This window comes from Roseivirga sp. UBA838 (assembly GCF_002296035.1).
Classification (GTDB): domain Bacteria; phylum Bacteroidota; class Bacteroidia; order Cytophagales; family Cyclobacteriaceae; genus Roseivirga; species Roseivirga thermotolerans.
This window is the reverse complement of record NZ_DBHC01000006.1, coordinates 16,821-39,992: the sequence shown is the minus strand read 5'-3', so window position 1 is coordinate 39,992 and position 23,172 is coordinate 16,821. Positions and strand designations below refer to the sequence as shown.

At 46.1% G+C, this 23,172-nt stretch carries 23 protein-coding genes; 19 read left to right on the top strand and 4 right to left on the bottom strand.

Features of this window, described 5'->3' with window-relative positions; translation table 11 throughout:
• Window positions 1-5 precede the first annotated feature (5 nt).
• The 15 genes from B3O12_RS00895 (at window position 6) to B3O12_RS00825 (ending at window position 17,143) form a co-directional block, all read left to right on the top strand.
• The gene (locus B3O12_RS00895) at window positions 6-2,063 is read left to right on the top strand and encodes a copper-translocating P-type ATPase (RefSeq protein ID WP_286754962.1); all 2,058 of its coding nucleotides are present in this window, start codon (window positions 6-8) and stop codon (window positions 2,061-2,063) included.
• 79 nt (window positions 2,064-2,142) lie between these two features.
• Window positions 2,143-2,541 carry a hypothetical protein gene (locus B3O12_RS00890; RefSeq protein ID WP_286754961.1) on the top strand — a complete coding sequence of 133 codons (399 nt, stop codon included), beginning with the start codon at window positions 2,143-2,145 and terminating at the stop codon, window positions 2,539-2,541.
• Between the two features lie 145 nt (window positions 2,542-2,686).
• On the top strand, window positions 2,687-7,063 hold the full coding sequence (locus tag B3O12_RS00885) for a CusA/CzcA family heavy metal efflux RND transporter (RefSeq protein WP_286754960.1): 4,377 nt from the start codon (window positions 2,687-2,689) through the stop codon (window positions 7,061-7,063).
• A 15-nt stretch (window positions 7,064-7,078) separates the two neighbouring features.
• The gene (locus B3O12_RS00880) at window positions 7,079-8,281 is read left to right on the top strand and encodes an efflux RND transporter periplasmic adaptor subunit (protein ID WP_286754959.1); all 1,203 of its coding nucleotides are present in this window, start codon (window positions 7,079-7,081) and stop codon (window positions 8,279-8,281) included.
• 11 nt (window positions 8,282-8,292) lie between these two features.
• On the top strand, window positions 8,293-8,712 hold the full coding sequence (locus tag B3O12_RS00875; protein WP_414706536.1) for a Fur family transcriptional regulator: 420 nt from the start codon (window positions 8,293-8,295) through the stop codon (window positions 8,710-8,712).
• A 113-nt stretch (window positions 8,713-8,825) separates the two neighbouring features.
• A complete protein-coding gene (locus B3O12_RS00870) occupies window positions 8,826-9,131 on the top strand; it encodes a hypothetical protein (protein WP_144606382.1) in 306 nt (101 codons plus the stop codon).
• Between the two features lie 18 nt (window positions 9,132-9,149).
• Window positions 9,150-9,767, top strand: coding sequence for a hypothetical protein (locus B3O12_RS00865; protein WP_286754958.1), 618 nt, complete (start codon window positions 9,150-9,152; stop codon window positions 9,765-9,767).
• A 14-nt stretch (window positions 9,768-9,781) separates the two neighbouring features.
• Complete coding sequence (locus B3O12_RS00860) at window positions 9,782-11,734, top strand: heavy metal translocating P-type ATPase (RefSeq protein WP_286754957.1); 1,953 nt, start codon at window positions 9,782-9,784, stop codon at window positions 11,732-11,734.
• A 39-nt stretch (window positions 11,735-11,773) separates the two neighbouring features.
• Window positions 11,774-12,622 (top strand): RteC domain-containing protein, encoded by an 849-nt coding sequence (locus B3O12_RS00855; protein ID WP_286754956.1) that lies wholly within the window; start codon window positions 11,774-11,776, stop codon window positions 12,620-12,622.
• Window positions 12,623-12,711: 89 nt separating this feature from the next.
• Entirely contained in the window at window positions 12,712-12,993 is a 282-nt protein-coding gene (locus B3O12_RS00850) for a helix-turn-helix domain-containing protein (RefSeq protein ID WP_286754955.1), read from the top strand.
• A gap of 15 nt (window positions 12,994-13,008) precedes the next feature.
• Window positions 13,009-13,770, top strand: coding sequence for a hypothetical protein (locus B3O12_RS00845; RefSeq protein ID WP_286754954.1), 762 nt, complete (start codon window positions 13,009-13,011; stop codon window positions 13,768-13,770).
• Window positions 13,682-14,461 carry an ATPase gene (locus tag B3O12_RS00840; protein WP_286754953.1) on the top strand — a complete coding sequence of 260 codons (780 nt, stop codon included), beginning with the start codon at window positions 13,682-13,684 and terminating at the stop codon, window positions 14,459-14,461. The genes B3O12_RS00845 and B3O12_RS00840 overlap by 89 nt, the downstream gene beginning before the upstream one ends.
• Before the next feature lie 131 nt (window positions 14,462-14,592).
• Window positions 14,593-15,687 carry a Fic family protein gene (locus B3O12_RS00835; protein WP_286754952.1) on the top strand — a complete coding sequence of 365 codons (1,095 nt, stop codon included), beginning with the start codon at window positions 14,593-14,595 and terminating at the stop codon, window positions 15,685-15,687.
• Window positions 15,688-15,690: 3 nt separating this feature from the next.
• A complete protein-coding gene (locus B3O12_RS00830; RefSeq protein WP_286754951.1) occupies window positions 15,691-16,371 on the top strand; it encodes an HNH endonuclease signature motif containing protein in 681 nt (226 codons plus the stop codon).
• Window positions 16,349-17,143, top strand: a complete 795-nt coding sequence (locus B3O12_RS00825) for a hypothetical protein (protein WP_286754950.1) — start codon at window positions 16,349-16,351, stop codon at window positions 17,141-17,143. The genes B3O12_RS00830 and B3O12_RS00825 overlap by 23 nt, the downstream gene beginning before the upstream one ends.
• Window positions 17,144-17,852: 709 nt before the next feature.
• Here the strand turns inward: B3O12_RS00825 and B3O12_RS00820 are convergent.
• Complete coding sequence (locus B3O12_RS00820; protein WP_286743766.1) at window positions 17,853-18,026, bottom strand: hypothetical protein; 174 nt, start codon at window positions 18,024-18,026, stop codon at window positions 17,853-17,855.
• A gap of 313 nt (window positions 18,027-18,339) precedes the next feature.
• Between B3O12_RS00820 and B3O12_RS00815 the strand changes: the two genes are divergently transcribed.
• On the top strand, window positions 18,340-18,762 hold the full coding sequence (locus B3O12_RS00815) for a DUF6943 family protein (RefSeq protein WP_286754949.1): 423 nt from the start codon (window positions 18,340-18,342) through the stop codon (window positions 18,760-18,762).
• A 63-nt stretch (window positions 18,763-18,825) separates the two neighbouring features.
• Here the strand turns inward: B3O12_RS00815 and B3O12_RS00810 are convergent, their stop codons facing one another.
• From B3O12_RS00810 to B3O12_RS00795, 3 genes are all read right to left on the bottom strand, one after another.
• Window positions 18,826-19,035 (bottom strand): hypothetical protein, encoded by a 210-nt coding sequence (locus B3O12_RS00810; protein ID WP_286754948.1) that lies wholly within the window; start codon window positions 19,033-19,035, stop codon window positions 18,826-18,828.
• Window positions 19,036-19,254: 219 nt separating this feature from the next.
• Window positions 19,255-19,662 carry a DUF5675 family protein gene (locus B3O12_RS00800; RefSeq protein WP_286754946.1) on the bottom strand — a complete coding sequence of 136 codons (408 nt, stop codon included), beginning with the start codon at window positions 19,660-19,662 and terminating at the stop codon, window positions 19,255-19,257.
• A gap of 12 nt (window positions 19,663-19,674) precedes the next feature.
• The gene (locus tag B3O12_RS00795; protein WP_286754945.1) at window positions 19,675-20,448 is read right to left on the bottom strand and encodes a hypothetical protein; all 774 of its coding nucleotides are present in this window, start codon (window positions 20,446-20,448) and stop codon (window positions 19,675-19,677) included.
• 190 nt (window positions 20,449-20,638) lie between these two features.
• Here B3O12_RS00795 and B3O12_RS00790 point away from each other — a divergent pair, with 190 nt between their 5' ends.
• The 3 genes from B3O12_RS00790 to B3O12_RS00780 all read left to right on the top strand — a co-directional run bounded on the left by B3O12_RS00790 (window position 20,639) and on the right by B3O12_RS00780 (window position 23,169).
• Complete coding sequence (locus tag B3O12_RS00790) at window positions 20,639-20,839, top strand: hypothetical protein (protein WP_286754944.1); 201 nt, start codon at window positions 20,639-20,641, stop codon at window positions 20,837-20,839.
• 407 nt (window positions 20,840-21,246) lie between these two features.
• Window positions 21,247-22,311: a helix-turn-helix domain-containing protein gene (locus B3O12_RS00785; RefSeq protein WP_189631739.1), complete on the top strand. Its 1,065-nt coding sequence runs from the start codon at window positions 21,247-21,249 to the stop codon at window positions 22,309-22,311.
• A 72-nt stretch (window positions 22,312-22,383) separates the two neighbouring features.
• Window positions 22,384-23,169 (top strand): hypothetical protein, encoded by a 786-nt coding sequence (locus B3O12_RS00780; protein ID WP_286754943.1) that lies wholly within the window; start codon window positions 22,384-22,386, stop codon window positions 23,167-23,169.
• Window positions 23,170-23,172: the final 3 nt, after the last annotated feature.

Below are 23,172 nucleotides of genomic sequence, written 5' to 3'. Positions count from 1 at the left end.
TACTCATGGAAAAGCATAATCACGAACATCACAAGCACCATCACCACGATGATGACCACCAAAAGAGCCAATCATCAGATGATCAAACCGTCAACAAATCAGACCATCAGCATGGACACCACGACCATCATGCCATGATGATCGATGATTTCAAGAAGCGTTTTTGGATTTCTCTGGTGCTCACGGTACCGATCCTGGCATTATCTCACATGATCCAGCAATTACTGGGATTTGAGCTGACCTTTTTTGGTGATCAGTACGTCCTTTTTGGGCTTTCCACTATTGTCTTCTTTTATGGGGGCTGGCCTTTTCTTAAAGGACTTTGGGACGAGCTAAAAGACAAAAACCCGGGTATGATGACCCTGATCGCAGTGGCCATTACCGTGGCTTACGTGTACAGCTCGGCAGTGGTTTTTGGTTTGGAGGGAATGGACTTCTTCTGGGAGTTGGCTACTCTGATTGTCATCATGCTGCTAGGGCATTGGATCGAGATGAAATCGGTAATGGGAGCATCGAAGGCTCTCGAATTATTAGTACAGATGATGCCTTCCGAAGCGCATTTGGTACAGGGTGACGATATCAAGGACATCAAAGTAGATGAACTAAAAAAAGAAGACATCATCCTGATAAAAGCCAATGAGAAAATACCTGCGGACGGCACAGTAGTGGAGGGCGAAAGCCATCTGGACGAAAGCATGCTCACCGGTGAGAGTAGACCTGTGAAAAAATCCAAAGGAGACCAGGTCATTGGCGGATCGGTAAATGGCAGCCAATCCATCAAGGTGAAAGTGTCCAAAACCGGGAAAGAAAGCTACCTAAACAAAGTGATCACTTTGGTGGAAGAGGCTCAGAAAGCCAAATCCAAAACCCAAAATCTGGCCAACATTGCCGCCAGATGGCTCACGTTCATCGCCATTGGTGCCGGTACAGCTACGCTGGTGACCTGGATCAGCTTGGGTAAACCACTTGATTTTGCCCTTGAACGAATGGTGACCGTCATGGTTATTTCCTGTCCACACGCATTGGGTTTGGCCATTCCATTGGTCGTAGCAATTTCCACAGCTGTTTCCGCAAGCAAAGGCTTGCTAATCCGTAACCGTACCGCTTTTGAAAATGCCCGGAAAATTACTGCAATGGTATTTGACAAGACCGGGACTCTGACCGAAGGGAAGTTTGGGGTTTCACGATATGAGAGCCTTTCTGATGATATGAACAAAAATGAACTGCTGTCCTTTGCCGCTTCGCTGGAGCAGCAATCGGAGCACCCAATTGCACAAGGCATTGTGAAAGCAGCGAAAGAGGCAGGTCTGACATTGAAAAAGGTTGAAAATTTTGAATCGCTGACGGCCAAGGGCATTCAGGGCAAGATCGAGGGAAAAAATTGGAAAGTAGTCAGCCCTGGCTACCTGAAAGAAAACAACATAAACATCCCTGAACAGGCAGGATCTGATGCCGCAGAAACCATAGTTTTTGTGCTTTTGGAAGAAAAGTTGATTGGCTTCATAGCCTTGTCCGATCAAATCAGGGAAGAAAGCCCTAAGGCCATCGAAACGCTTCGGGAAAAAGGCATGAAACTATACATGGCTACCGGTGACAATGAGAAAACGGCCAAAGCAGTAAGCGACAAACTTGGGCTGGATGGCTACTATAGCGAAGTGCTTCCACACCAAAAAGTAGACATCATCAAGAAACTTCAGAAAGAAGGCCACTTTGTGGCTATGACGGGTGATGGGGTAAATGATGCCCCTGCACTGGCACAAGCCAATGTGGGTATTGCTGTAGGTTCAGGTACCGATGTGGCAGCCGAAACAGCCGATATCATATTGGTTAACAGCAACCCAAAAGACATTGCCAACCTGGTACTGTTTGGCAGGGCCACTTACAACAAAATGATCCAGAACCTCGCTTGGGCTACCGGCTACAACGCAATTGCATTGCCTTTGGCCACAGGGTTTATCCCCGGCCTGGTGATTAGTCCTGCTATAGGCGCAGTATTCATGAGCCTGAGTACGATCATAGTGGCCATTAATGCGCAATTGCTGAAAAGGAAGATGAAAAGTTGAACTATTTAGAAATCTCCCAAGGGTACTTGCCGACTTTGCAATACCATTGCACCTTAATTTTGCGTATATTTACGGACAAATGAATTCCATCTTATCCATATCGTTTAGTTTTCTGTTCCTGGTGCAGGCAATGGGGCCAAATTTGGATATATGCTGCGAGCTGTCTAAGCTGCCTAATTTATTTGAACACTACGAAGAATACGCTGAGCATGATGGAATATCATTTATTTCATTTTTAGACCTTCATTATGGTGATGGGCAGAATTCGCAAGACCATCACCATGACGATGAGCATGACGAAAACCTGCCCTTTCATGGCCAGCACCAGTGCTGTCACGGATACACTTACATAGCTCAACTATGGGGGTATACAGAAATGACTCCCATTCACATTACAACAGAAATAAGAGCAACACGCTATAGTTTTTCTCTTTGTTCTGAGTACTCAGAATCCCCTTTCCAGCCTCCCAAGGCCTGATTTACCGGACACATTTAAATGACTTTTACTTCGTTGCACTGCGTAATGAAGTAAAGTGTAGTTTTTCTATTGCCGTCCGGCATTCCTCTGATGGGCATCTTCGCCCCAATCAATTCATTAAATCAGGATATAAAATGCAAAATAAATGCTGGATAAAATCATTCAATTTTCAGTCAAGAACAAACTGATCATTGGCCTGCTTACGCTAGGCCTGATCATTTGGGGGGGCTATTCACTGACGAAGCTTCCCATTGATGCCGTACCGGATATTACCAATAACCAGGTACAGGTCATCACCACCTCCCCCTCGCTGGCTGCTGAGGAGGTAGAACGTTTAATCACATTCCCCATCGAAATCACCATGGCCACCATCCCAGAACTGGACGAGATCCGTTCATTCTCCCGTTTTGGGCTGTCTGTGGTGACCATCGTGTTCAAAGAAGATGTGGATGTGTATTGGGCTCGTCAGCAGGTAAACGAACGCCTGGCCGATGTGCAAGCCCAAATCCCACCGGGAGTGGGTCAGCCGGGTATGGCCCCCATTACTACCGGATTGGGGGAAATTTATCAATATGTGGTAGGTACCGAACCGGGCTATGAAGATCAATATGACGCCCGTGAGTTACGGACGATCCAGGACTGGATTGTGCGAAGGCAGTTGCTCGGTACTCCAGGGGTGGCGGATGTAAGCAGCTTTGGAGGCTATCTCAAGCAATATGAAATTGCCATAGACCCGGACAGGCTCAAGGCCATGAACGTTTCTATAGCCGATATTTTTCAGGCACTGGAAGAAAACAACGAGAATACCGGAGGGGCTTATATCGAGAAAAACCTCAGTGCCTATTTCATCCGAAGTGAAGGTCTGGTAAGCGACATGGATGACATCCGTAACATGCTCATCAAAAATAATCAGGATGGAATTCCTGTCCTCATAAAAGATGTGGCAAAGGTACAGCTTGGGAATGCAGTACGGTATGGCGCCACTACCCGCAATGGTGAGGGCGAAGTGGTGAGTGCCATTGTGATGATGCTAAAGGGAGAAAATTCAGCGGAAGTCATTGAAAATGTAAAAAGCCGGATTGCCGAAATCCGCAAAACTTTACCTGAAGGCGTGACCATCGAACCCTTTCTGGACCGCACCAAACTAGTCGATACCGCCATTGGCACAGTTTCCAAAAACCTGGCAGAAGGCGCGCTGATCGTAATCTTTGTCCTCTTACTGTTGCTGGGAAATCTTCGGGCTGGCCTGATCGTAGCCTCTGTAATTCCCCTTGCGCTCATCTTCGCCTTTGGCATGATGAACCTCTTTGGTGTTTCGGGTAACCTCATGAGCCTGGGAGCTATTGATTTTGGGTTGATTGTGGACGGAGCGGTGATCATTGTGGAGGCTACCCTCCATCACCTGGGTTTACTGAAACTTGGAAGAAAACTTACCCAGCAGGAAATGGACCAGGAGGTTTATCAATCTGCAAGCAAAATAAGGAACTCAGCCGCATTCGGGGAGATCATTATTCTCATCGTGTACCTGCCCATCCTTGCTTTAGTAGGGATAGAAGGCAAAATGTTTGGCCCTATGGCACAGACTGTAAGCTTTGCTATACTGGGTGCTTTTATCCTTTCGCTTACCTATGTACCCATGATGTCCGCTCTTGTACTAAGTAAAAAGACGGAATACAAACCCAATATTTCAGACAAGATCATGGCTTTCTTTCATAAACTGTACGACCCGACAATTCGTTGGGCGATGCAAAAACGGCCATTGATGTTAGCCATTGCACTTGGATTATTTGGCACCTCCCTTTGGGTTTTTTCCAATATGGGAGGGGAATTTATTCCAACACTTGAGGAAGGCGACTTTGCGGTAGAAACCCGGGTGATTACAGGAAGTTCCTTACAAAATACGGTTGCAGCTACTACCCAGGCGGAAAAAATTCTACTCGAACAGTTCCCGGAAGTAAAGCAGGTAGTATCTAAAATTGGTGCAGGAGAAATCCCAACTGATCCCATGCCAGTAGAAGCTGCTGACATGATGGTGATCCTGGAAAACAAAGATGAATGGGTCTCGGCCTCTAACAGGGAAGACCTGGCCAACAAAATGGCCGAAGCTCTGGAGGTCATTCCGGGAGTTACTTTCGGATTTCAACAACCCATCCAGATGCGTTTTAACGAACTCATGACAGGGGTTCGCCAGGATGTGGCGGTTAAGATATACGGAGAGGATCTCAATGAGCTTTCGGAGTATGCCGAACAGATAGGACGGCTGGCTTCTGGTGTGGAAGGAGCTGAGGATTTGTACATAGAAGAGGTAACTGGTGTTCCGCAAATTGTCATTAATTACAAACGGGATCAACTGGCCAAGTACGGCCTGAGCATCCGGGATGTAAACCGTTCGGTACAGGCAGCCTTTGCCGGGGCTTCAGCCGGACTGGTATATGAAAATGAAAAGCGTTTTGACCTGGTGGTCAGATTGGATAAGACCAACAGGGAGGATGTAGAGTCCGTTCGGAACCTTTACATCGCCCGCAAAGATGGGCACCAAATACCGCTCTACCAGGTGGCCGAAGTGGAAATCCAGGAAGGCCCTTACCAAATCCAGCGAGACGACACCCGCAGACGGATCATTGTAGCTTTCAATGTACGTAACCGGGATGTAGAAAGCATAGTAACCGAGCTTCAGCAGAAAATTGATGAATCGGTGGTATTTGCTCCTGGCTACACCGTTTCTTACGGTGGCCAGTTTGAAAACCTCGTGGAAGCCCGTGAACGACTCTCCTTTGCTGTACCGTTGGCCCTTCTATTGATTTTTGTATTGCTCTATTTCACCTTCGGTTCCATTAAGCAGGGCATCCTCATTTTTACAGCCATCCCACTTTCTGCTATAGGTGGCATCTTCGCTTTATGGCTCAGGGATATGCCTTTCAGTATTTCGGCAGGCGTTGGTTTCATCGCTTTGTTTGGGGTAGCGGTGTTGAATGGGATAGTGCTCATCAGCGAGTTCAATCACCTGAAAAAAGAGGGCATCTCCGATATTTTCGAGCGGATTTACAAAGGGACAAGTGTACGTCTGCGCCCGGTAATCATGACGGCTGCCGTGGCTTCCATGGGCTTTCTGCCAATGGCGCTTTCCCAGTCCGGTGGCGCAGAAGTTCAGCGTCCGCTGGCCACTGTGGTGATTGGCGGGTTGATCACTGCTACTTTCCTGACACTGGTTGTATTGCCTATCCTTTACTATTATTTTGAAAGAGGGATTAAAGTAAAACCCGGAGCAGTAGCACCTTTGTTGATTATCGGTCTCTTTTTCTTCCAGTTTCAAGAAGTAAAGGCACAGGAATCACCTGCTTCCTTTCAGTCACTGGATGAGGCGATACAAGTAGCGATTCAAAACAATCCGACCCTGAAGGCAGCAGACCTGCAAACCCAACAGGAACGAGCATTAAAAGGTGCCAGCTGGAATTTGTCCAAAACCAATTTCAGCCTTACACATGGGCAGTACAACAGCATTTACGACAATGACAACCAGTTCAATATCTCTCAATCCATCGAATTCCCTACGGTTTATGCCAATCAAAACAAGCTGGCCAAAGCGAGGATGGAAGCAAGCGAATGGCGGAAAAACGCTACGCAAAACGAACTGGTGCAGCAGGTAAAGGCTACCTGGTACATCCTCTGGCTGGAGAAAAGCAAAAGGCAGTTATTGCTGGAGCAGGACAGTATTTACCAACGCTTTGTGCGGGCTGCCAACCTTCGCTATGAAACCGGGGAAAGCAACCTGCTTGAAAAAGCAACAGCCGAATCGCAGGTAGCTGAGATCAAAGCCATGTTACAGCAAAACTTGTCAGATATCGAGATTTACCAGACGCAGTTACAAACCCTGCTCAATGTGGAAAGCCCGGTGGACATCACGGTTGGCAAGCTCGAAGTACGGGAAAGCACTGTCCTTCTTGATACCACAAGTATTGCCAACAACCCTACCCTGGCATGGTTCCGGCAACAAATAGAAGTAGCCGAAAGGGAAAAGTCGGTGGAAAAGTCAAGGCTGCTACCCGACCTTACGGTGGGTTATTTCAACCAGTCGCTCAATGGGCCGAATCAAGATCTGGATGGCAATCCGGTCACTTTCTCTTCCAGCGACCGCTTCACAGGTTTTCAGGTGGCTATAGCCATTCCCCTTTTTGGAGCAAAGGCACAAGGCTCGGTCATCAAAGCTGCTGAACTCAGAAAACAGGAAAGTGAGGCAAGGCTGCAAGCTATAACCAATGAACTGCAAGGCAGATTCAGGTCGCTCTTTCAGCAGTACCAAAAGTTTCAAACCAGTCTGGATTATTATGAGCAAAACGCCCTGCCTCAGGCAGAGCTTATTCTCAAACAAGCCCAAAGGGGTTTTGAAAGCGGTGAAATTGGCTATGTGGAATATATTCAGGGGCTTAACCGGGCATTGACAGTCCGGTTTAATTACCTGGACATCCTCAACCAATACAATCAAACCATTATCGAGATCGAGTTCATTTCAGGTGTTCAATAAAAAAAGAAATCAACAATGAAAAATACATTCAAATACATTAGTAAAATTTCGATGGCCCTTCTCTTAGGAATGGCTATAACATCTTGTGGATCAAAAAATGAGGAGGCCACAGAAGAACATCACGAAGAAGGTGAAAATACAGTGGAACTGTCGCAGGCGCAATTTGAGCAGGCAGGTATCAAAATAGGAAACGTGGAACAGCGGGTTATTGGCTCAGAACTTCGGGTCAATGGAGTTATTGACGTGCCTCCGCAAAGCAATGTTTCTATCAATATGCCCTATGGAGGCTTTGTGAAATATACTGAGATGCTGCCCGGCACAAAGGTGAAAAAAGGGCAGTTGTTGGTGGTGATTGAAAACCCGGAGTTCATTCAATTTCAACAGGACTATTTGGAAAGCCTGGCCAACCAGGAGTTTCTGAAAGCGGAATATGACCGACAAAAGGAATTGTTTGATGAAAAGGTAGCCTCCGGCAAATCCTTTCAACAGGCAAAAAGTGACTTCCTGGCCAATGAAGCCCGTATCAAAAGCATGGAGGAAAGGCTGAAATTAATCGGTTTCAGCATCCCCAAGATCAAAGAAGGTACCGTTTCTGCGTCCGTCAACATCTATTCTCCGGTAACAGGCGCTGTTCGTGAGGTGTTCACCAATGTGGGCAAATACATCAACCCACAGGACGTGATCATGGACATTACCAACTCGGAAGACCTGCACGTGGAACTCACCGTTTATGAAAACGACATTCCACGGGTCAATGAAGGTCAGCGCATCCGTTTTGCCCTTGCAAATTCACCCGATGAATGGCGTGAGGCCGAAGTATTCCTGGTGGGCAGTGGAGTCAGGGAAGACCGTTCGGTAACTGTACACGGACATTTGAAACAAATGTATGAAGATTTGAAACCAGGTATGTATGTGGCGGCCAAAGTGGAAACTGATAGCAATGAAGTCTGGGCTGTTCCGGAGGAATCCATTGTGCGGTTCGGGGGCAAGCACTATGTTTTTGCATACGCAGGCGAAAAATCAGAAAACGATGAAACCATGCACAATTTTGAAATGCTGGAAGTCATCAAAGGCTATACCGAGGATGCTTATACTCAGATTTCGCTGGCTGATTCAGCGCAGGATTTGAGTGCCATTGAACTGGTCACCAAAGGTGCCTTTACGCTCTTGGCGAAGGCCAAAAATACTGAAGAAGAAGGCGGTGGACATGGGCATTAAAAGAGCCAACAATGGTGATCAAAGAACTTGAAAATAAACTCAAGCAAAAGGATATCCGACCAACAGCCATGCGGCTGTTGGTGTTGGAAGCCCTGTCCGGTCAGGAGGCTGCCATCAGCCTTTCCGACCTGGAAAAAGCCTTTGAAAAATCGGACAGGGTTACCCTGTTCCGTACCCTGAAAACCTTTCAGGAAAACGGACTGGTACACAGCATTGATGACGGTACCGGAGCGCCAAAGTATGCGCTTTGTGAAGAAGGCTGTGAATGCAATATTGAGAGGGACTTGCATGTGCATTTCCATTGCCGGGTGTGCAGCGAAACCTTCTGTTTGCCCAAGTACAAAATCCCGGAAATTGACCTGCCAGATAAGTTCAAAGGCGAAGAAGCCAACTTGGTGGTAAAGGGAGTTTGCGGGAAGTGTGCAGGATGAAAATTGCAATTACTGTGCATTGTGTTTACACGTATTTTCAGGTAGGTACTTAACAAGATGAGATTCAATACTCATAATCATGTATGCCCCACGAACTTCTTAAAGCAATCACTATGGACGAAAACAAAATCACTTGCAAGCTCACTACTCTGGAGCTGAGGTTAAGAAAAGCTACTGTGATAGCTTCCTTAAAAGAGATGGTATTAGAAAAACAGGAACTTGTCAACGGGTTCAGGTACAGGTTTGATGGCTCGGATCAAACGCTGGACCTAATCAGCGACTTCATCAAAACCGAACGGCTTTGCTGTGACTTTTTCACTTTCAGTCTTACGGTTGCCGGGCCAAGATCTCCTATCTGGCTTGAACTATCAGGGCCCGGTGGAGCAAAAGCATTTATCGAAAACGAGATAGAATTCTAGATTTAACCCAAGCCGAACATGACCACCTTACTCACCGGTACCATCATGCTCAGTCTCCTGCACGGTCTGATCCCCAGCCATTGGTTGCTTGTGCTGGCACTGAAAGAACGGTTTGGCTGGCAAGGTAGCAAGACGGTTCGCATTGCGGCTATGGCAGCTCTGGCTCATTCGCTGAGTACCTTTCTGTTGGGCGTGTTTCTGGGCTTATTCAGCCTTTCACTGGCAGAAACGCTTAACAGTTACACCCGTTGGGTCATTCCTGCTTTGCTCATTGCCATAGGGTTCTATTTCATCATCCAACACCACAGACACCATCATTTTCACTTCAATGAAAAGCAAAAGCTGGACCAGGCCGGAGCAACACAAGTAGTGACCTTGCTGGTATTTATGATGTTTCTTTCCCCCTGCCTGGAAATTGAAGCCTACTTTCTGATGGCAGGGACTCATGGATGGCCGATGATCCTGACCGTGGGCTTGCTCTACACCATCGTTTCCGTGTTAGGGATCACCTTTTGGGTGTACCTCGCCCAGAAAGGCCTGCACCGTTTCAACTGGCACAGGCTGGAGCATAATACCGGGCTGGTTTCGGGGTGCATCCTCATTATCACGGGCATCATTTCCTTTTTCACACATTAAAAACTGACAAGCGTATGACCAATACAAACAATATAGACAACAAAGCTTGCTGCAGCACCGACCAGCATCCGGACAAACCAAAAAAGCAGAAGGAAAAAACCTCATCCACTTTCCTGCAAACCTGGGGAAGTGGTATTGTAAGCCTTGTCATGCTGCTTGCAGGAATAGCCGTTGACCAATGGGGACAGCCTGCATTTTTCCAGGGATGGATCCGCATAGGCTGGTATGTGCTGGCCTATTTGCCTGTCGGTTGGCCGGTATTGGTCAAAGGCTGGATGTCCATACTGAAAGGTGATGTGTTCACTGAATTTTTCCTCATGGGCATAGCCACTTTGGGGGCTTTTGCCATAGGCGAATATCCCGAGGCGGTGGCGGTGATGCTTTTCTATGCTATTGGGGAGTTGTTTCAGGATGCAGCAGTGAACAGGGCTAAACGCAACATCAAAGCCCTGCTGGATATACGCCCCGATTCGGCCTCCGTGCAGCGAAACGGGCAAATGGTGTCCGTACACCCGGAGGAAGTACAAATTGGGGAAACCATACAAGTAAAACCCGGAGAAAAAGTACCGCTCGATGGGGAAATGATCAGTGAAAAAAGCAGCTTTAACACCTCCGCACTGACGGGTGAAAGCAAACCTGCCACTTACAACAAAGGAGAAAATGTGCTGGCTGGGATGGTGAACCTCGACAGGCTGATTGAACTAAAAGTGACCAGGCGGTTCAACGAAAGTTCGCTGGCCCGCATCCTGGAGTTGGTGCAGAACGCCACCGCCCGAAAGGCAAAAACCGAACAGTTCATCCGTAAGTTTGCACGAGTTTACACACCCATTGTTACCTTTCTGGCAGTGGGATTGACCTTCCTACCTTTCTTTTTTGTAGAAAACTATGTGTTTGAAGACTGGCTATACCGGGCATTGATCTTCCTGGTGATCTCATGTCCCTGTGCGTTGGTCATTTCTATTCCTCTTGGTTATTTCGGAGGGATTGGAGCAGCCTCCCGCAAAGGCATATTGTTCAAAGGTTCCAACTTTCTTGACCTCATGACCAGGGTAAACACCGTGGTGATGGACAAAACAGGTACGCTTACCAAGGGTGTGTTTGAAGTTCAGAAAGCTGTGACCATGGACGGCATCACGAGCGATTGGCTCAGCCTGGCGGCAGCTATGGAAAGCAAATCCACCCACCCCATCGCAAAAGCCATTACAGAATATACTAAAAAGCAGGGCAAAGAAATTTCAGAACCCGAGCAACAAGAAGAAATAGCCGGGCATGGCCTGAAAGGAAAAGTAAATGGTAAGGATGTGCTGATCGGCAATCAAAAACTGATGGATAAGGATGGGATTGTTGCCTGTGCTGATGCTGCCGGAGAGGTCAATACGGTCATTCATGTAGCAGTGGACCAAAAATATGCCGGTTACCTGGTGATAGCCGATGAACTCAAAGAGGATGCTGTCCAGGCAATCAGTGCATTACACAAATCAGGAGTTCGGGAACTGATCATGCTGTCTGGAGACAAGAATGCAGTGACCCAACAAGTCGCAAAATCACTCGGGATAGATAAAGCCTATGGCGATCTGCTGCCAGAGCAAAAGGTGGAAAAGTTAGAAGAACTGAAAAAGGATACCAGCCGTGTCATCGCATTTGTGGGGGATGGTATCAACGATGCTCCCGTCCTTGCTCTGGCCGATGTAGGCATGGCAATGGGTGGTCTGGGCAGTGATGCCGCCATCGAGACAGCCGATGTGGTCATCCAAACCGACCAGCCCTCTAAAATTGCTACTGCTATTCAAATAGGTAAACAGACTAAACGGATAGTCTGGCAAAATATCGGCCTGGCTTTCGGTGTAAAAGTCATAGTCCTTGCCTTGGGTGCCGGAGGCCTGGCCACCATGTGGGAAGCGGTCTTTGCTGATGTAGGTGTGGCATTATTGGCTATTTTAAATGCAGTAAGGATACAGCAAAATTAACTTAGAACATGCTATGGAATCAATAAACTCACTTTTTAAATGCCTGAAAATTATAACCAACAATATGAAGATTTAGAGGACAAACTTAGAATGATCGATCTGGAGGAAGATAACCTCCTCAAAAAATCAGAGCTGAGCTTTCAAATGGTACTGATTGCCATTAACCAGTTGCGGGATGACTTAACTAAAAGCCCTGTAGATTCTCAAGCCAGTGAAATTCTTTTTTTCAAAGAGATCAAACCGAAATTCGTCAGTAAGCTCATCTATCACCTTAGTGTGTTCAACATTGAAACCAACAAGCCCAATGGAGGTATCAAAGTAAGACGCAAATACTATCAGAATGAACTGGACAAACTGAAACGATATTTTGACAACAATCTGGAATTTTATCGCTATTACCGTACTCACAGCAATTACCTGGATCACAAATACTTTGTCAGGGGCAAACAGGACATAAGGTTAACGCTTGATTCTTTCTTCTTTGAAACTGACCCAAACTTCTCAACTAGCCATGATTTTAAGGTTTCCAACATCCTGGCCAATGACCTGCTCAATGTCTATTTGGAAGATGAATTGAACAAACTGGATATGAGAGATTTAAGCAATGGAAGATCACAAGGTGAACCGAAGGGGAAACTAACATGGACAGATTCTAAAGTAGCTTTAATCGAGTTGATGTATGCCTTACAAGCCCGTGGAGTATTTAACAACGGCATTGCCGATCTAAAAGAAATCGCAGCATTTTTTGAAGATACCTTCGGTATCGAGGTGGGCCAATATCACCGCACATTTCTCGAAATCCGCATCCGCAAGACCGGACGCACTAAATTTCTGGATTCTCTAAGGGAGAGTCTGACCCGAAGGATGGATGAAGCTGATGAGAAATAACAAAAAATCTTTCCCAACTTCGGTTTGACTTGTGAATAAAACCCACCAAACGGTAACACCTTCGCTGTTCAATCAACATTTGTTAAGAAATGGCAACAGAAGTTATTACCACAGATGACCTCCGTGAGTTCAAGATCGAACTCCTGGAAGACCTCAAAAGGCTACTTAAAGAACATTCCGGCCAGCCTACCAAGAAATGGCTGAAATCCTATGAAGTCCGCAAGCTCCTGGGCATTTCACCCGGCACGCTGCAGAACCTCAGAGTAAACGGCACATTGCCTTTTACCAAAATAGGAGGTGTGATTTATTATGACTATGCGGACATTCAGGCGATGCTCCAGTCCAACAAGTTTCAGAACCGCTTGAGGTAAAGCACATGGCCGGGCATGAACTACATCAGGCACCTTTCCGCAGTGTTCCAGCAGATGGATGCAGATACCAGGCTCACGCCCTACCATATCAGTTTGTATATGGCCTTGTTCAGGCGGTGGAACCTCAACTTTTTCAAGAACCCGATATCCGTGTCCAGGGACGAGCTGATGAGGTTGTCAAAAATTGGTTCAGTGAACACCTACACCAAGTGCCTGAAGGAACTAGATCAATATGGCTATATCCGCTACGAACCTTCCTACAATCCGCACCGGGGCAGCCTCATTTACCTGTACAGTTTTGATAAAGGTAGTGATACAGGTGCTGATAATGGAGGTGAAATAGCAGTGAGACCTTATACAAACAATACAAACTCTTTAAACAATGAAAACGAAACAAACTTGGTTGAGCGAGCCAAAAATTTTGATAGAGGTTCAAATGCTGAGGAAATGAAGAAAGAGAAAAGTTCCGCTAAAAGAGAAAGAGTGACCGGCTATGGCCCGGACATTCCGCCTCTGGAAGCCCATGTGAAAATCTACTTTGATGAAAAAGGCTATCCGCCCGTGGAGGCTGAGAAGTTCTATAACTACTTCCAGAGCAATGGCTGGTTGGTAGGTGGTCGCTCCAAGATGAAAGACTGGAAAGCAGCAGCCCGCAACTGGATGCTGAACGCACAAAAATTCAATACCTATGCGAAAGATCAGCGAAACCATCAGTCAGGTCCTAAACCCGGAAACCTCCACTCAGGAACCGGCAAGGACTATGGCGAGCCGCTCTAAATCCTCCCTTGAGGGAGAGCCTGTCCCGCATGAATATCGGGATGCCCAAAGGGCGGAGGGTGTTCAAAGCAACATCATCCAATTCGACAAATGCCTTGAATTCCTGGAGAAAGCAGGCAAAGAATACATCAGTCCTAAATTCCAGATATGGAAGGAAGACCACTTGATTATATTCAAACTTTTGGTCTACTTCTATCAGGACAAACCCAATGCTGAAAAGCACGGCATTGACCTCCACAAGGGCATCTTGCTGACTGGTCTGGTCGGTTGTGGCAAAACCTCCCTGATGACCCTGCTTCGCTTCATGCTTGCACCCAAAGAACAGTACATCATCAAATCCGCTCGTGACATCACCCTGGAATTCATCCAGGACGGCTATCCAGTTATCAACAAATACTCCAAAGCAGCCTTCCAGCAAACAAGCGGAGAGCTAACCCCAAAAGCGTATTGCTTCGATGACCTGGGAGTGGAGTCCAATATCAAATATTATGGAAACGAAACCAATGTAATGGCAGAGATCCTTTTGAGCCGCTACGATATGTTCATTGGCCAACACATGCTTACTCATGCCACCACCAATCTTTCCGCCAGTGAGATTGAAAGCTGCTATGGCAATCGGGTAAGATCAAGGATGAGGGAGATGATGAATGTAATAGCTTTTGAGAAGGAGGCCAAGGACAAAAGGATATGACGTGTCCCTTCGTGGTACATGTGCAGGTTTTCATGTCCTATTCTTAAGGTTTTTGTCTCATGTCCCATCATGGTACATATAACTTGTTTCATGTCCCAATTTTCGTATTTTTGTCTCACGTAATTATAGGAATGAAGAATATTGATCCCTCACAGCCTTTCAATGATTTGCCTCTTTTACCTCCTCCGGTGGAAAAAGTGGAGACTATCGAAATCCTCAAACAGGAGAGTAAAGCAGCGGTTGCCCTTGCTGAGCTGAAGGGATTGGCAAGAACACTACCCAATCAGGGTATTTTGATCAATGCCATTGTACTCAAAGAAGCACAGGCCAGTTCAGAGGTGGAGAATATTATTACTACACATGACAAGCTCTACCAGGCTTTGGCGGCCAAGTCAATGACAATTGACCCATCGACAAAAGAAGTCCTACGGTACAGGGAAGCCCTGCTCTATGGCTTTGAAGAGATCAAAAAGAAAGGCTTCCTGAATACTAATGGTATTGCACGCATTCAGGCTATACTGGAAGAGAACGAGGCTGGGATCAGGCAGCTACCAGGTACTTCCTTGAAAAATGATCTGACAGGGAAAACAATTTATACACCGCCAGATGATAAGGAAATAATCGTCAGACTGATGAAAAATCTGGAAGACTTTATCAATGATGAACCCGATGGAATGTCACCTCTGATCAGGATGGCTATACAACATTACCAGTTCGAAAGCATCCACCCATTCTATGATGGAAATGGCCGGACGGGAAGGATCATCAACGTGCTTTACCTCATCCTTCACAATCTGTTGGAAATACCCATGCTTTACCTCAGTGGCTACATTATAGGCCACAAAGGAGCTTACTACAAATTGCTACAAGAGGTGAGGACTAAAGACAATTGGGAAGGTTGGATATTGTTTATGCTCAAGGCAATTGAGGATACTGCGACAAAGGCCATTTCCCAGATCCATGGGATCAACAGCATCTTCAATGAGATACAGGAAAAGGTAAAAAATGAAGCCCCTAAAATCTATTCCAAGGATTTGATCGAGCAATTATTTGTCCACCCATACACCAAAATAGAATATATCTCCAATGGGTTGGGCGTAGAAAGAAAAGCAGCTTCCAGGTACTTAAAGACTTTGGAATCCATTGGAATCCTAAAACTCGAACCTATCGGGAAAGAGAATATTTTCATCAACCAGCAATTGTACCAACTACTGAAGCAAAGTTAGATCATGGCCAAAGCTCGCAAATCCATACCCCAAAAAACGAAATCTCTCTTGCAACAAGAGATTAACTCCCAGTGCCCAATCTGTGATGATCAGAATGTAGATCATTTTGAGATTCATCATATTGACGAAATTCCCGAAAACAATTCCCCTGACAACCTTTTGATGCTTTGCCCGATTTGCCATTCCAAGATTACTAAAGGTGATATTAGTGAGGAGGAGGTCAAACAAATCAAGACCTATCTTATGATTAAAGCCAAAGGCAAATCCAGTGCAAAATCATCAAATACCATCAACATCAAAGGCAATATATCCAACTCCACGGTAGCCAATTCGATCAGTGCACAGACCATTGTTTATAAATCCCGAAGTAAACCGAAAATGGAATTCGCAGATGGTGCCATAGGTAAAAAAGCGGAATTGAAAAACTATGTGAAGCATCTGATTGATCGCTATAACGAATACAAGGAAGGAGATGTTGGTAAATCCAAAATGAACTATGCTGCCATTTGGGGCATCATCAAAAAGGAATTTAAAGCCAGTGCCTACCAAGTCCCAGAAGCCCAGTTTGAGGCTCTTTGTTCCTTCCTTCAGTATCGCATAGACAACACAAAACAAGGCAGGATCAACAGCGGGAAAGGCTTTAAGAACTATTCAACATTTGATGAAATCTATGGTGGAGAGTAAGCAGAGCAACCTTGATTGGCTGAAAAAAAGATGCCCAATTCAGCCTAAAAAGTGGCATACTGAAAAGGTTCTCAGAATAAATGAAATTGAGAACTATAGGTTCTATTCTCGGAATTCAACAAAGACTTACAGAGGAATCATTAGTCCGCTAGATATAAAAGGCATTCAATACGCCTATGCTTATAACGATGGGAGTGATATTACCTGGATTGACTTACTGAATAATTTGAAAAGGTTTAAGGATATTCGTCATTCAAACATGACTCATGAAGAGTTGATCGAGCACGCCCAAAGTGATTACAACGAATCCAGAACGGTTTCAAAGTTTGGCTCTCTTTATTTTACTACCACCGGTCAGCACAGAATGGCTTTGTGCAAATTTCTCGATTTGGAAAAAGTTACAGTCCAGATTAACGAGTATACCTTTGATCAAGAAAAATTTAATGCCTATCAGGCTAGAAAGAAATTCGTAAAAAGGCTGTTAGATAGAGGTCTAATTTCTGAGAAATTATCAGAATCAGAAATAATGAGTTTTGAACACGCCATAAGCCTGAATATCCATGGAGTTTTCATCATGATGGGAGACCAAGTATTTGATGGGCTTATAAACCTTTACGATGGCCTTGGCACGAACAAAGTATTAATCACTTTTGAATCCTTGATTTATGGTAAGCCTTCTACTTTCAATAATGATGTCAGAAGCCAATCTGATTTACTTCAATTCAAGTACTTTTTAAGAAAGTGTAAAGCGGAATTACTGAGTGATGTCTAACATACATCATGATCTCCTTCAAAGAGAAGCGAATTAAGGTCAATCCCTTACTGAAGATAGTCCCTCCCCACACTCCTGTGCCTCCAGCCTGCTCATTCCGCTGCGCTGCACTCACAAGCTTCCAGCACCGCACAGCAAGAGTAGCCCGCTATTGCATTCCGCTTCGCTCCATTCCATACCGTGCCACACTTGCTTTTTTCCAACCCTGACCCCACGCAGGAAAAGCGGTGTTCGTCTTCCGCCCTCGGCATAGCATCATGCCAGGCCACCACAGCCTATTTTTTGAAAGGGTCTATTTTCTTAAGGTCAAAAAATAAGCTGTGTTGCCTTACAGGTCTCCGCTGAAGCTCCGAGCCTGTCATGCTGCTTGCATCTCGGTTGTCATCCTCACGGCAGCCTACTCTGTCTTTTTAGCCCTGCCAGTCGTCCCTTTGTGGCATAGCTAAAAATCCACCGGCTGCCAGTGTTTTTGCTCGCCTGCGGGTCGCTGCGGGCTGCGGGACTGTCATGCTTTTTGCAACAACCCAACGGTATCCTTGCACACAGGCAATAGCTTATACCTTTCCCGATGCTCAAAGCAAAAAATCACGCCAGCCCTTGTGTAGTTCCGTTTCATTCCGGGCTTTTGTGGAGGATAAAATTACAAAAGCCCTGCATTTCACTTCACACATAGCAAGCCCCCGCAGTTCGTACCTCACTGCTTTCCGGTCTAGCCCCCTTGCTCCACTCGCAGGCGGCTCGCAAGCCTCCGATCGTTCCTCTCTACGGCTGGCTTGGCCGTTCGTCCATTACGCTGCGCTCCACAGCCTCCGTCCAGCCGTTTTAGCTCAAGGCTGTTTTTTCCTGCGTGGGGTTCCTGCCGCACTATCGTTCCAAACCACATTCTCGTTTGCAGTTGAATGTTATCCGTGATTTCTTTTGAATCGAAGTGACCTCTCCGGAAAGAAAACAAAACAAAGAGTGCAGCTAAGTTAGGCGGGCCCCACAAGGCCAACCCTAATCAGGACCGTCAAGGTCAAGCCCTACGGGTTTTTGAAAAAATCTCCACCCTACGGGTAGTATTTTTCCAAAAAACCTTGACTGCCCTGTCCATGCCCACCTGACCAAAGGCTTTCTCTTTTCTTTTTTTCCCTTTTTTCTTTTCTCTTTTGAAATGTGTGCGAAGCGCAGCGAGCAAAACTTTAAATGCTCATACTATGCACACTTTTCAGATCAAAACTTATCGAAAAAACTCCACCAGCTCTAAGCCTCATTTCTTCATTCTTTCCAAAGGAATGAATGCGGGAAAGCCGCTCGAAACCCCTTGTCCCAATTGCTTCGCCATCACCACAGAATCGGAGGAGGCACGGAACTTTTATTTCTGGCTCTCTTACGGTCTTTGGCAGGCACAGGCGTTCACGCCATACCTGACCGGTTCTGTTGTCCCATTCATCAGGATAGGTGATGCCAGGGCGGTATTGCTGGCAGGGCAGAAAAAGGCCTTGAAAGACCATAGGAAGTACCTAAAGTCATTGGCACTCCTTCAGGACTTTGAGAAGAAAGCAAAGATCCTGCAAAAGCAGGTGGAGCTCGTGAAACAGGTCAAGAGGGCTATCATGTTTCAGATACTCCTGGAATGAAAAAAGGCCCCACGAGGAGGCCTTTTCATTGAGAGGAACACAAACTTTCCCGACTTGCGGGAATCACATCCCCTTCGGAGGTGGATGTTTTCTTTTGAACCGTTGGAATAACACCTTTAGTAGAATGGACACGGTAAAGCTCACTACCGCTCCAACAGCAGCTAATACACAGGTGTGGAGGATATCCCCAGAGCTGATATTCACCAGGACACTCAGCAACGTGCCTCCGGCAGTTCCTGCCTTCATGCCTCCTCCACTTACCAGGTTAGCCATTTTTCCTGTCCGCTTTTGCACTCTCCTCTACGGTCACTTGACTGACTGCAGTCAGTACCGTTCCACCTACGGTGAGATAGCCGCCCAGGGCGACTATTCCGGCCGGTAAACTGATTGGAGCTGTCAACAATGCGCCACCAGCTGCCGCCAGTGCTAGGCCAATGTTTCGGAGAACCTTAAAAAACTTGGGAGTTGGGGCTTTCGCCCTTTCTATGATCGTCATACGCTTTTTGCTTTTTGAATATTGAGAAATACACTTTCGCCTCTTTCCATGGCCTCAAACACAAGTGTTTTCACCCTGGAATCGGCAGCTTTGGATTGCGTCCCTCTACCTGGACCGATGACCTTTGAAACCGGGGCTATACAGCCCTTCAGTTCCTTCAGGGCGTCATTGGCTGGGTGAAAGAGGATACCGCTTCTATTGGGTACATTTTTCACTAGCAGGTGCCAGTCCCGTTTGTCTGTATATCGCTTTACAAGCTCATACCTCCCTTCCGGGATGCTCGATACCATCCGCTGGTTTTCCCTCCAGGGAAGCTCGATGGTGAAGCTGATCAGCAGCTCCCCATCATAGAGCTCTCCGTTGGTACCGTCCTGATGATAAACTCTGAATAGGGTTAATTCCATTTCAGGGCATCATTAGTTTTCCGGTAGCTGGATAAACTTGTCTACCTCAACCAAAGCCAGACAGTTAAATCCACCATTCTTCATGGCATACATTTGGCCGTTCACTGATTGATAGAAATCAATGCCAAAGGCGACCAATAGTACCTCCTCGCTGTTGGCATTAAAAGCCAAATCCAGCTTCAGGGGACCGGTTGCCACATTGTTGATTTCCACATCTGCCGACTCGGCCAGATTGAAAGTGAATTCATCATTGTCGAAGTTCACCTCCGATAAAGCCGCCACCATCTTTAGGTGCGTAGCACCTTGAGGATAAGCCAGGCTATTGGCTGGAATGAACTCAGGAACGTCAATGGATGCGGTACCAGCCGCACGGTCAAAACTCACCTCATAGGGAGCGTATAGTGTGGCCTCCAGTCGGCCAGCCGCATTGAAATCAAACCCCTGGATCAAGTCCAGGTTTCCATTGGAAACCGTCCGCTCTCCTCTTGAATTGTCTTCATCCGATTGAAGGACGATCATCAATTGCTTGGTCAACCTGGAGGCTACCTTGCTGTCTGAAGTTTTCAATAAGAGCGGCCTGAAGGCCGTGCGAATTAGCTTACCAGCTTTCCCTGCCCGTCCAAACTCCGACCCATTCTCCCGGGTCCTTTGGAAGGCCGGATCATTCTTGATCCGTTCTCCATCCACACCACCTTTTTCCCTGGCTAAATAACCGTCTTTGCTCTTGTAGAAGGACACATCTCCGATGGTTCCTTGCAGTTTAATAATGCCTTTTTGTCGTGCCATACGTCTTGATTTTGATTCGTTGCTTTGTTGCAACTCACCCGAAAATCAGCCATATCCTTCAGGCAGACAAAAGACCGGTTCCGTATAGGACGATGGGATACCATTTATTCCGATTCGTTCAAAAAGAACTGCGGAGGCCATTTAGTATATTTACAGTATAGCAAAAGCGTAGATGAAGTATAGATAGAGTATGATCGAAACCAAACGAGCCTGTATTTATCCAAAAGACGTGCAGCGCATCACCGGCAAGAGCGAGCGTTACGGAAGGAAGCTCCTAAACAAGATCAGGGAGGCGTTTTCCAAAGAACCACACCAGTTCATCAGTGTAGATGAATTCTGCGAGTTCACCGGCCTTGCACCTGCCATTGTTGAGCGTTACATCACCGATTGACCTTGCCAAATGAAGGCAATCAAACGGCACTAAATTCTATGCCCCCTTACCAATAAAATTCAGCACTTTTTGCCACGATTTGAACCCAAAAAGCGGGCTTTTTTGTATATTTACAAAGGTTTCGGAGTTCACCAAATGTACTCAAACCAGTTCGAATAAATTGAGAACTGAACGGTGAACCCGCTGAAATTACGTTTTGTAACTTACTGATACATAAAGATTTGCACGGGGTGGTTGTAATCCTGCCACCCCGACAAAACAAAAGAGGCCAATTGGCCTCTTTTGTTTTTTAACTTCAGCTTCTCTTACAACCAATACCTCCAGCCGCTTGTCTGTTTTCATAAAAGTATTAGTAAAAGAATGGTTTTGCGTAATCCTTTTTATTTTTCTGGCTTAACAGCAATTTGTTGAAACACCTTCTATTCATTTACGCTATACTATCGTTTTTGGTAGCCGGAGGCCTGCTTTTTAAAAACTCGGGTAAGGCCCCGCTTACATTGGGGGTATTCATTCTTATGCTAGGGCTGGAGATTCTGGTCTTTCTATATGGTACCAGCCCGTTCATAAACCTCTACCCGGAGTACTACATTCAGTATTACTATCTGTCAGGCTTTATCTTTGGTCCTCTTCTGCTTTGGCACCTTCAGCTTTGCATCCGCAAGTCTTTCACCTTGCGCCCGGTGCACGCCCTGCACTTGCTCCCCTTCCTTTTGGCCATTATCTACTTATGGGACATCCTTCAAATGTCGGGCATAGAAAAACTCATTTATATACAAGAAAACTTTATGGAGGTAATTATGCCCCTGAACTATGTAAGGGCCATGCACCTTGTTACATATGGTGTTGTTATGATTATACTTCTGGCTCGCAAAGGGTTTTCTCTAGCCCCCAAAGAGCGACTCTACACCTGGCTTATTACGGCCATTTACTTTATTTCTTGTGTCACCATTTCTTGGTTTACAGAGTTTGCCAATACCTGGAGAGACTTTGATGTGTATTATGTGATTACCTCTACACTCACCTTGCTAATTGGTTACCTACTCTATACCGACCCTGATTTTCTAAAGCAGATTACGCGCAAATACATGAAGTCGACCATTTCTGCCAAAGACAAAAAACGCATTAGCAAAAAGATCGAAGAAGCATTCAAGGATCCGAAACTATGCCAACGCAACGACCTCAGCCTTTCCGATTTCGCCCTGCACATTGAAGAAAAAAGCCACCACATCTCCCAAACTTTTTCAGAAGAGATCAACGAATCGTTTCAGGAACATTTGAACCGTCACCGTATAGAACTGGCCAAGCAGCTGCTTACTAATCCGGAATACAAGCGATTTACCATTGAAGCCATTGGCCAAAAAGCGGGTTTCAACAACAAGGTCACATTTGGGCAATCGTTTAGAAAATTTGCCGGCTGCACACCCTCTCAATACCGCAAGGAAAACCCCAGTACCAATCGTAAAAGTTGTTAATCCCAATTGGAATTAACAACTGCAAAGCCTAATTAACGGCAATGCTCTCCCGCACCACGTACTTTCACAAGCATGAAAGTGGCACCACTATATTCATCATTGGCTTTGATTCTTTTACTAAGCCTGAGCAGCTGTAAGAAAGACGACAGTGTTTCTCCCTCCAATTGTGGTGATGATTTATCTCCCCCACTTAAACAAAGCTATGAGCGCGATGTGGCCGGTATTGCCATAGCTTATATGTTAGAAACAGAACATCCCCTGGCCCACGAAATAGAATTACCCGGTTCAGTAACCGATAAAATATGGGGTGGACTCGATGCCATTTTCCGCAGCACTCTACCCCAAAGAGATTCCATTTTTTCTCAATACTGTGTACATCATGTAGTGAATAATCAGGCGGTTTACAGCTGCATTGTCCAGGTAAATGAAGACTCTGAAGTGGCCCGAGCCTGGGCTTCAGGAGAAACAAGCACCGGCATAGCCGCAATAGACGGACTTTTGGAAACATATGGCTTTAGTCTAACACAGTACAACAACCACACAGCCGTAATTCGTACCGATAGGTTGTTGAACATGCCTGCTTTTGCCCGGGCCCTGAAAGCCAGCCACCGCGATATTACCAATGCACAACCCAACCTACTAACGGCCGGTGCGGGCAGAATATACTACAATCAGACCCACGACATTCGCTACTACGACTTTGTGTTTGAGTGGCACGACTGCTACGATTTATGCGATAACTATCACCGCTGGAAATTCAGTGTAGACAATCTATGCCGTGTGGCCTTTTTAGGCACTGAATCAGGGGGAGTAAACGGCTCACAACCCTTGCCGGAACCCTTAAACTGCGGTCTTTAACCA

Excerpts from the sequence above, each read along its gene's own strand:
- B3O12_RS00895 (WP_286754962.1), top strand. The coding sequence starts at position 6 with ATGGAAAAGCATAATCACGAACATCACAAGCACCATCACCACGATGAT.
- B3O12_RS00890 (WP_286754961.1), top strand. The coding sequence starts at position 2,143 with ATGAATTCCATCTTATCCATATCGTTTAGTTTTCTGTTCCTGGTGCAG.
- B3O12_RS00885 (WP_286754960.1), top strand. The coding sequence starts at position 2,687 with ATGCTGGATAAAATCATTCAATTTTCAGTCAAGAACAAACTGATCATT.
- B3O12_RS00880 (WP_286754959.1), top strand. The coding sequence starts at position 7,079 with ATGAAAAATACATTCAAATACATTAGTAAAATTTCGATGGCCCTTCTC.
- B3O12_RS00875 (WP_414706536.1), top strand. The coding sequence starts at position 8,293 with ATGGTGATCAAAGAACTTGAAAATAAACTCAAGCAAAAGGATATCCGA.
- B3O12_RS00870 (WP_144606382.1), top strand. The coding sequence starts at position 8,826 with ATGGACGAAAACAAAATCACTTGCAAGCTCACTACTCTGGAGCTGAGG.
- B3O12_RS00865 (WP_286754958.1), top strand. The coding sequence starts at position 9,150 with ATGACCACCTTACTCACCGGTACCATCATGCTCAGTCTCCTGCACGGT.
- B3O12_RS00860 (WP_286754957.1), top strand. The coding sequence starts at position 9,782 with ATGACCAATACAAACAATATAGACAACAAAGCTTGCTGCAGCACCGAC.
- B3O12_RS00855 (WP_286754956.1), top strand. The coding sequence starts at position 11,774 with ATGCCTGAAAATTATAACCAACAATATGAAGATTTAGAGGACAAACTT.
- B3O12_RS00850 (WP_286754955.1), top strand. The coding sequence starts at position 12,712 with ATGGCAACAGAAGTTATTACCACAGATGACCTCCGTGAGTTCAAGATC.
- B3O12_RS00845 (WP_286754954.1), top strand. The coding sequence starts at position 13,009 with ATGAACTACATCAGGCACCTTTCCGCAGTGTTCCAGCAGATGGATGCA.
- B3O12_RS00840 (WP_286754953.1), top strand. The coding sequence starts at position 13,682 with ATGCGAAAGATCAGCGAAACCATCAGTCAGGTCCTAAACCCGGAAACC.
- B3O12_RS00835 (WP_286754952.1), top strand. The coding sequence starts at position 14,593 with ATGAAGAATATTGATCCCTCACAGCCTTTCAATGATTTGCCTCTTTTA.
- B3O12_RS00830 (WP_286754951.1), top strand. The coding sequence starts at position 15,691 with ATGGCCAAAGCTCGCAAATCCATACCCCAAAAAACGAAATCTCTCTTG.
- B3O12_RS00825 (WP_286754950.1), top strand. The coding sequence starts at position 16,349 with ATGAAATCTATGGTGGAGAGTAAGCAGAGCAACCTTGATTGGCTGAAA.
- B3O12_RS00820 (WP_286743766.1), bottom strand. The coding sequence starts at position 18,026 with ATGTGGTTTGGAACGATAGTGCGGCAGGAACCCCACGCAGGAAAAAAC.
- B3O12_RS00815 (WP_286754949.1), top strand. The coding sequence starts at position 18,340 with ATGCACACTTTTCAGATCAAAACTTATCGAAAAAACTCCACCAGCTCT.
- B3O12_RS00810 (WP_286754948.1), bottom strand. The coding sequence starts at position 19,035 with ATGGCTAACCTGGTAAGTGGAGGAGGCATGAAGGCAGGAACTGCCGGA.
- B3O12_RS00800 (WP_286754946.1), bottom strand. The coding sequence starts at position 19,662 with ATGGAATTAACCCTATTCAGAGTTTATCATCAGGACGGTACCAACGGA.
- B3O12_RS00795 (WP_286754945.1), bottom strand. The coding sequence starts at position 20,448 with ATGGCACGACAAAAAGGCATTATTAAACTGCAAGGAACCATCGGAGAT.
- B3O12_RS00790 (WP_286754944.1), top strand. The coding sequence starts at position 20,639 with ATGATCGAAACCAAACGAGCCTGTATTTATCCAAAAGACGTGCAGCGC.
- B3O12_RS00780 (WP_286754943.1), top strand. The coding sequence starts at position 22,384 with ATGAAAGTGGCACCACTATATTCATCATTGGCTTTGATTCTTTTACTA.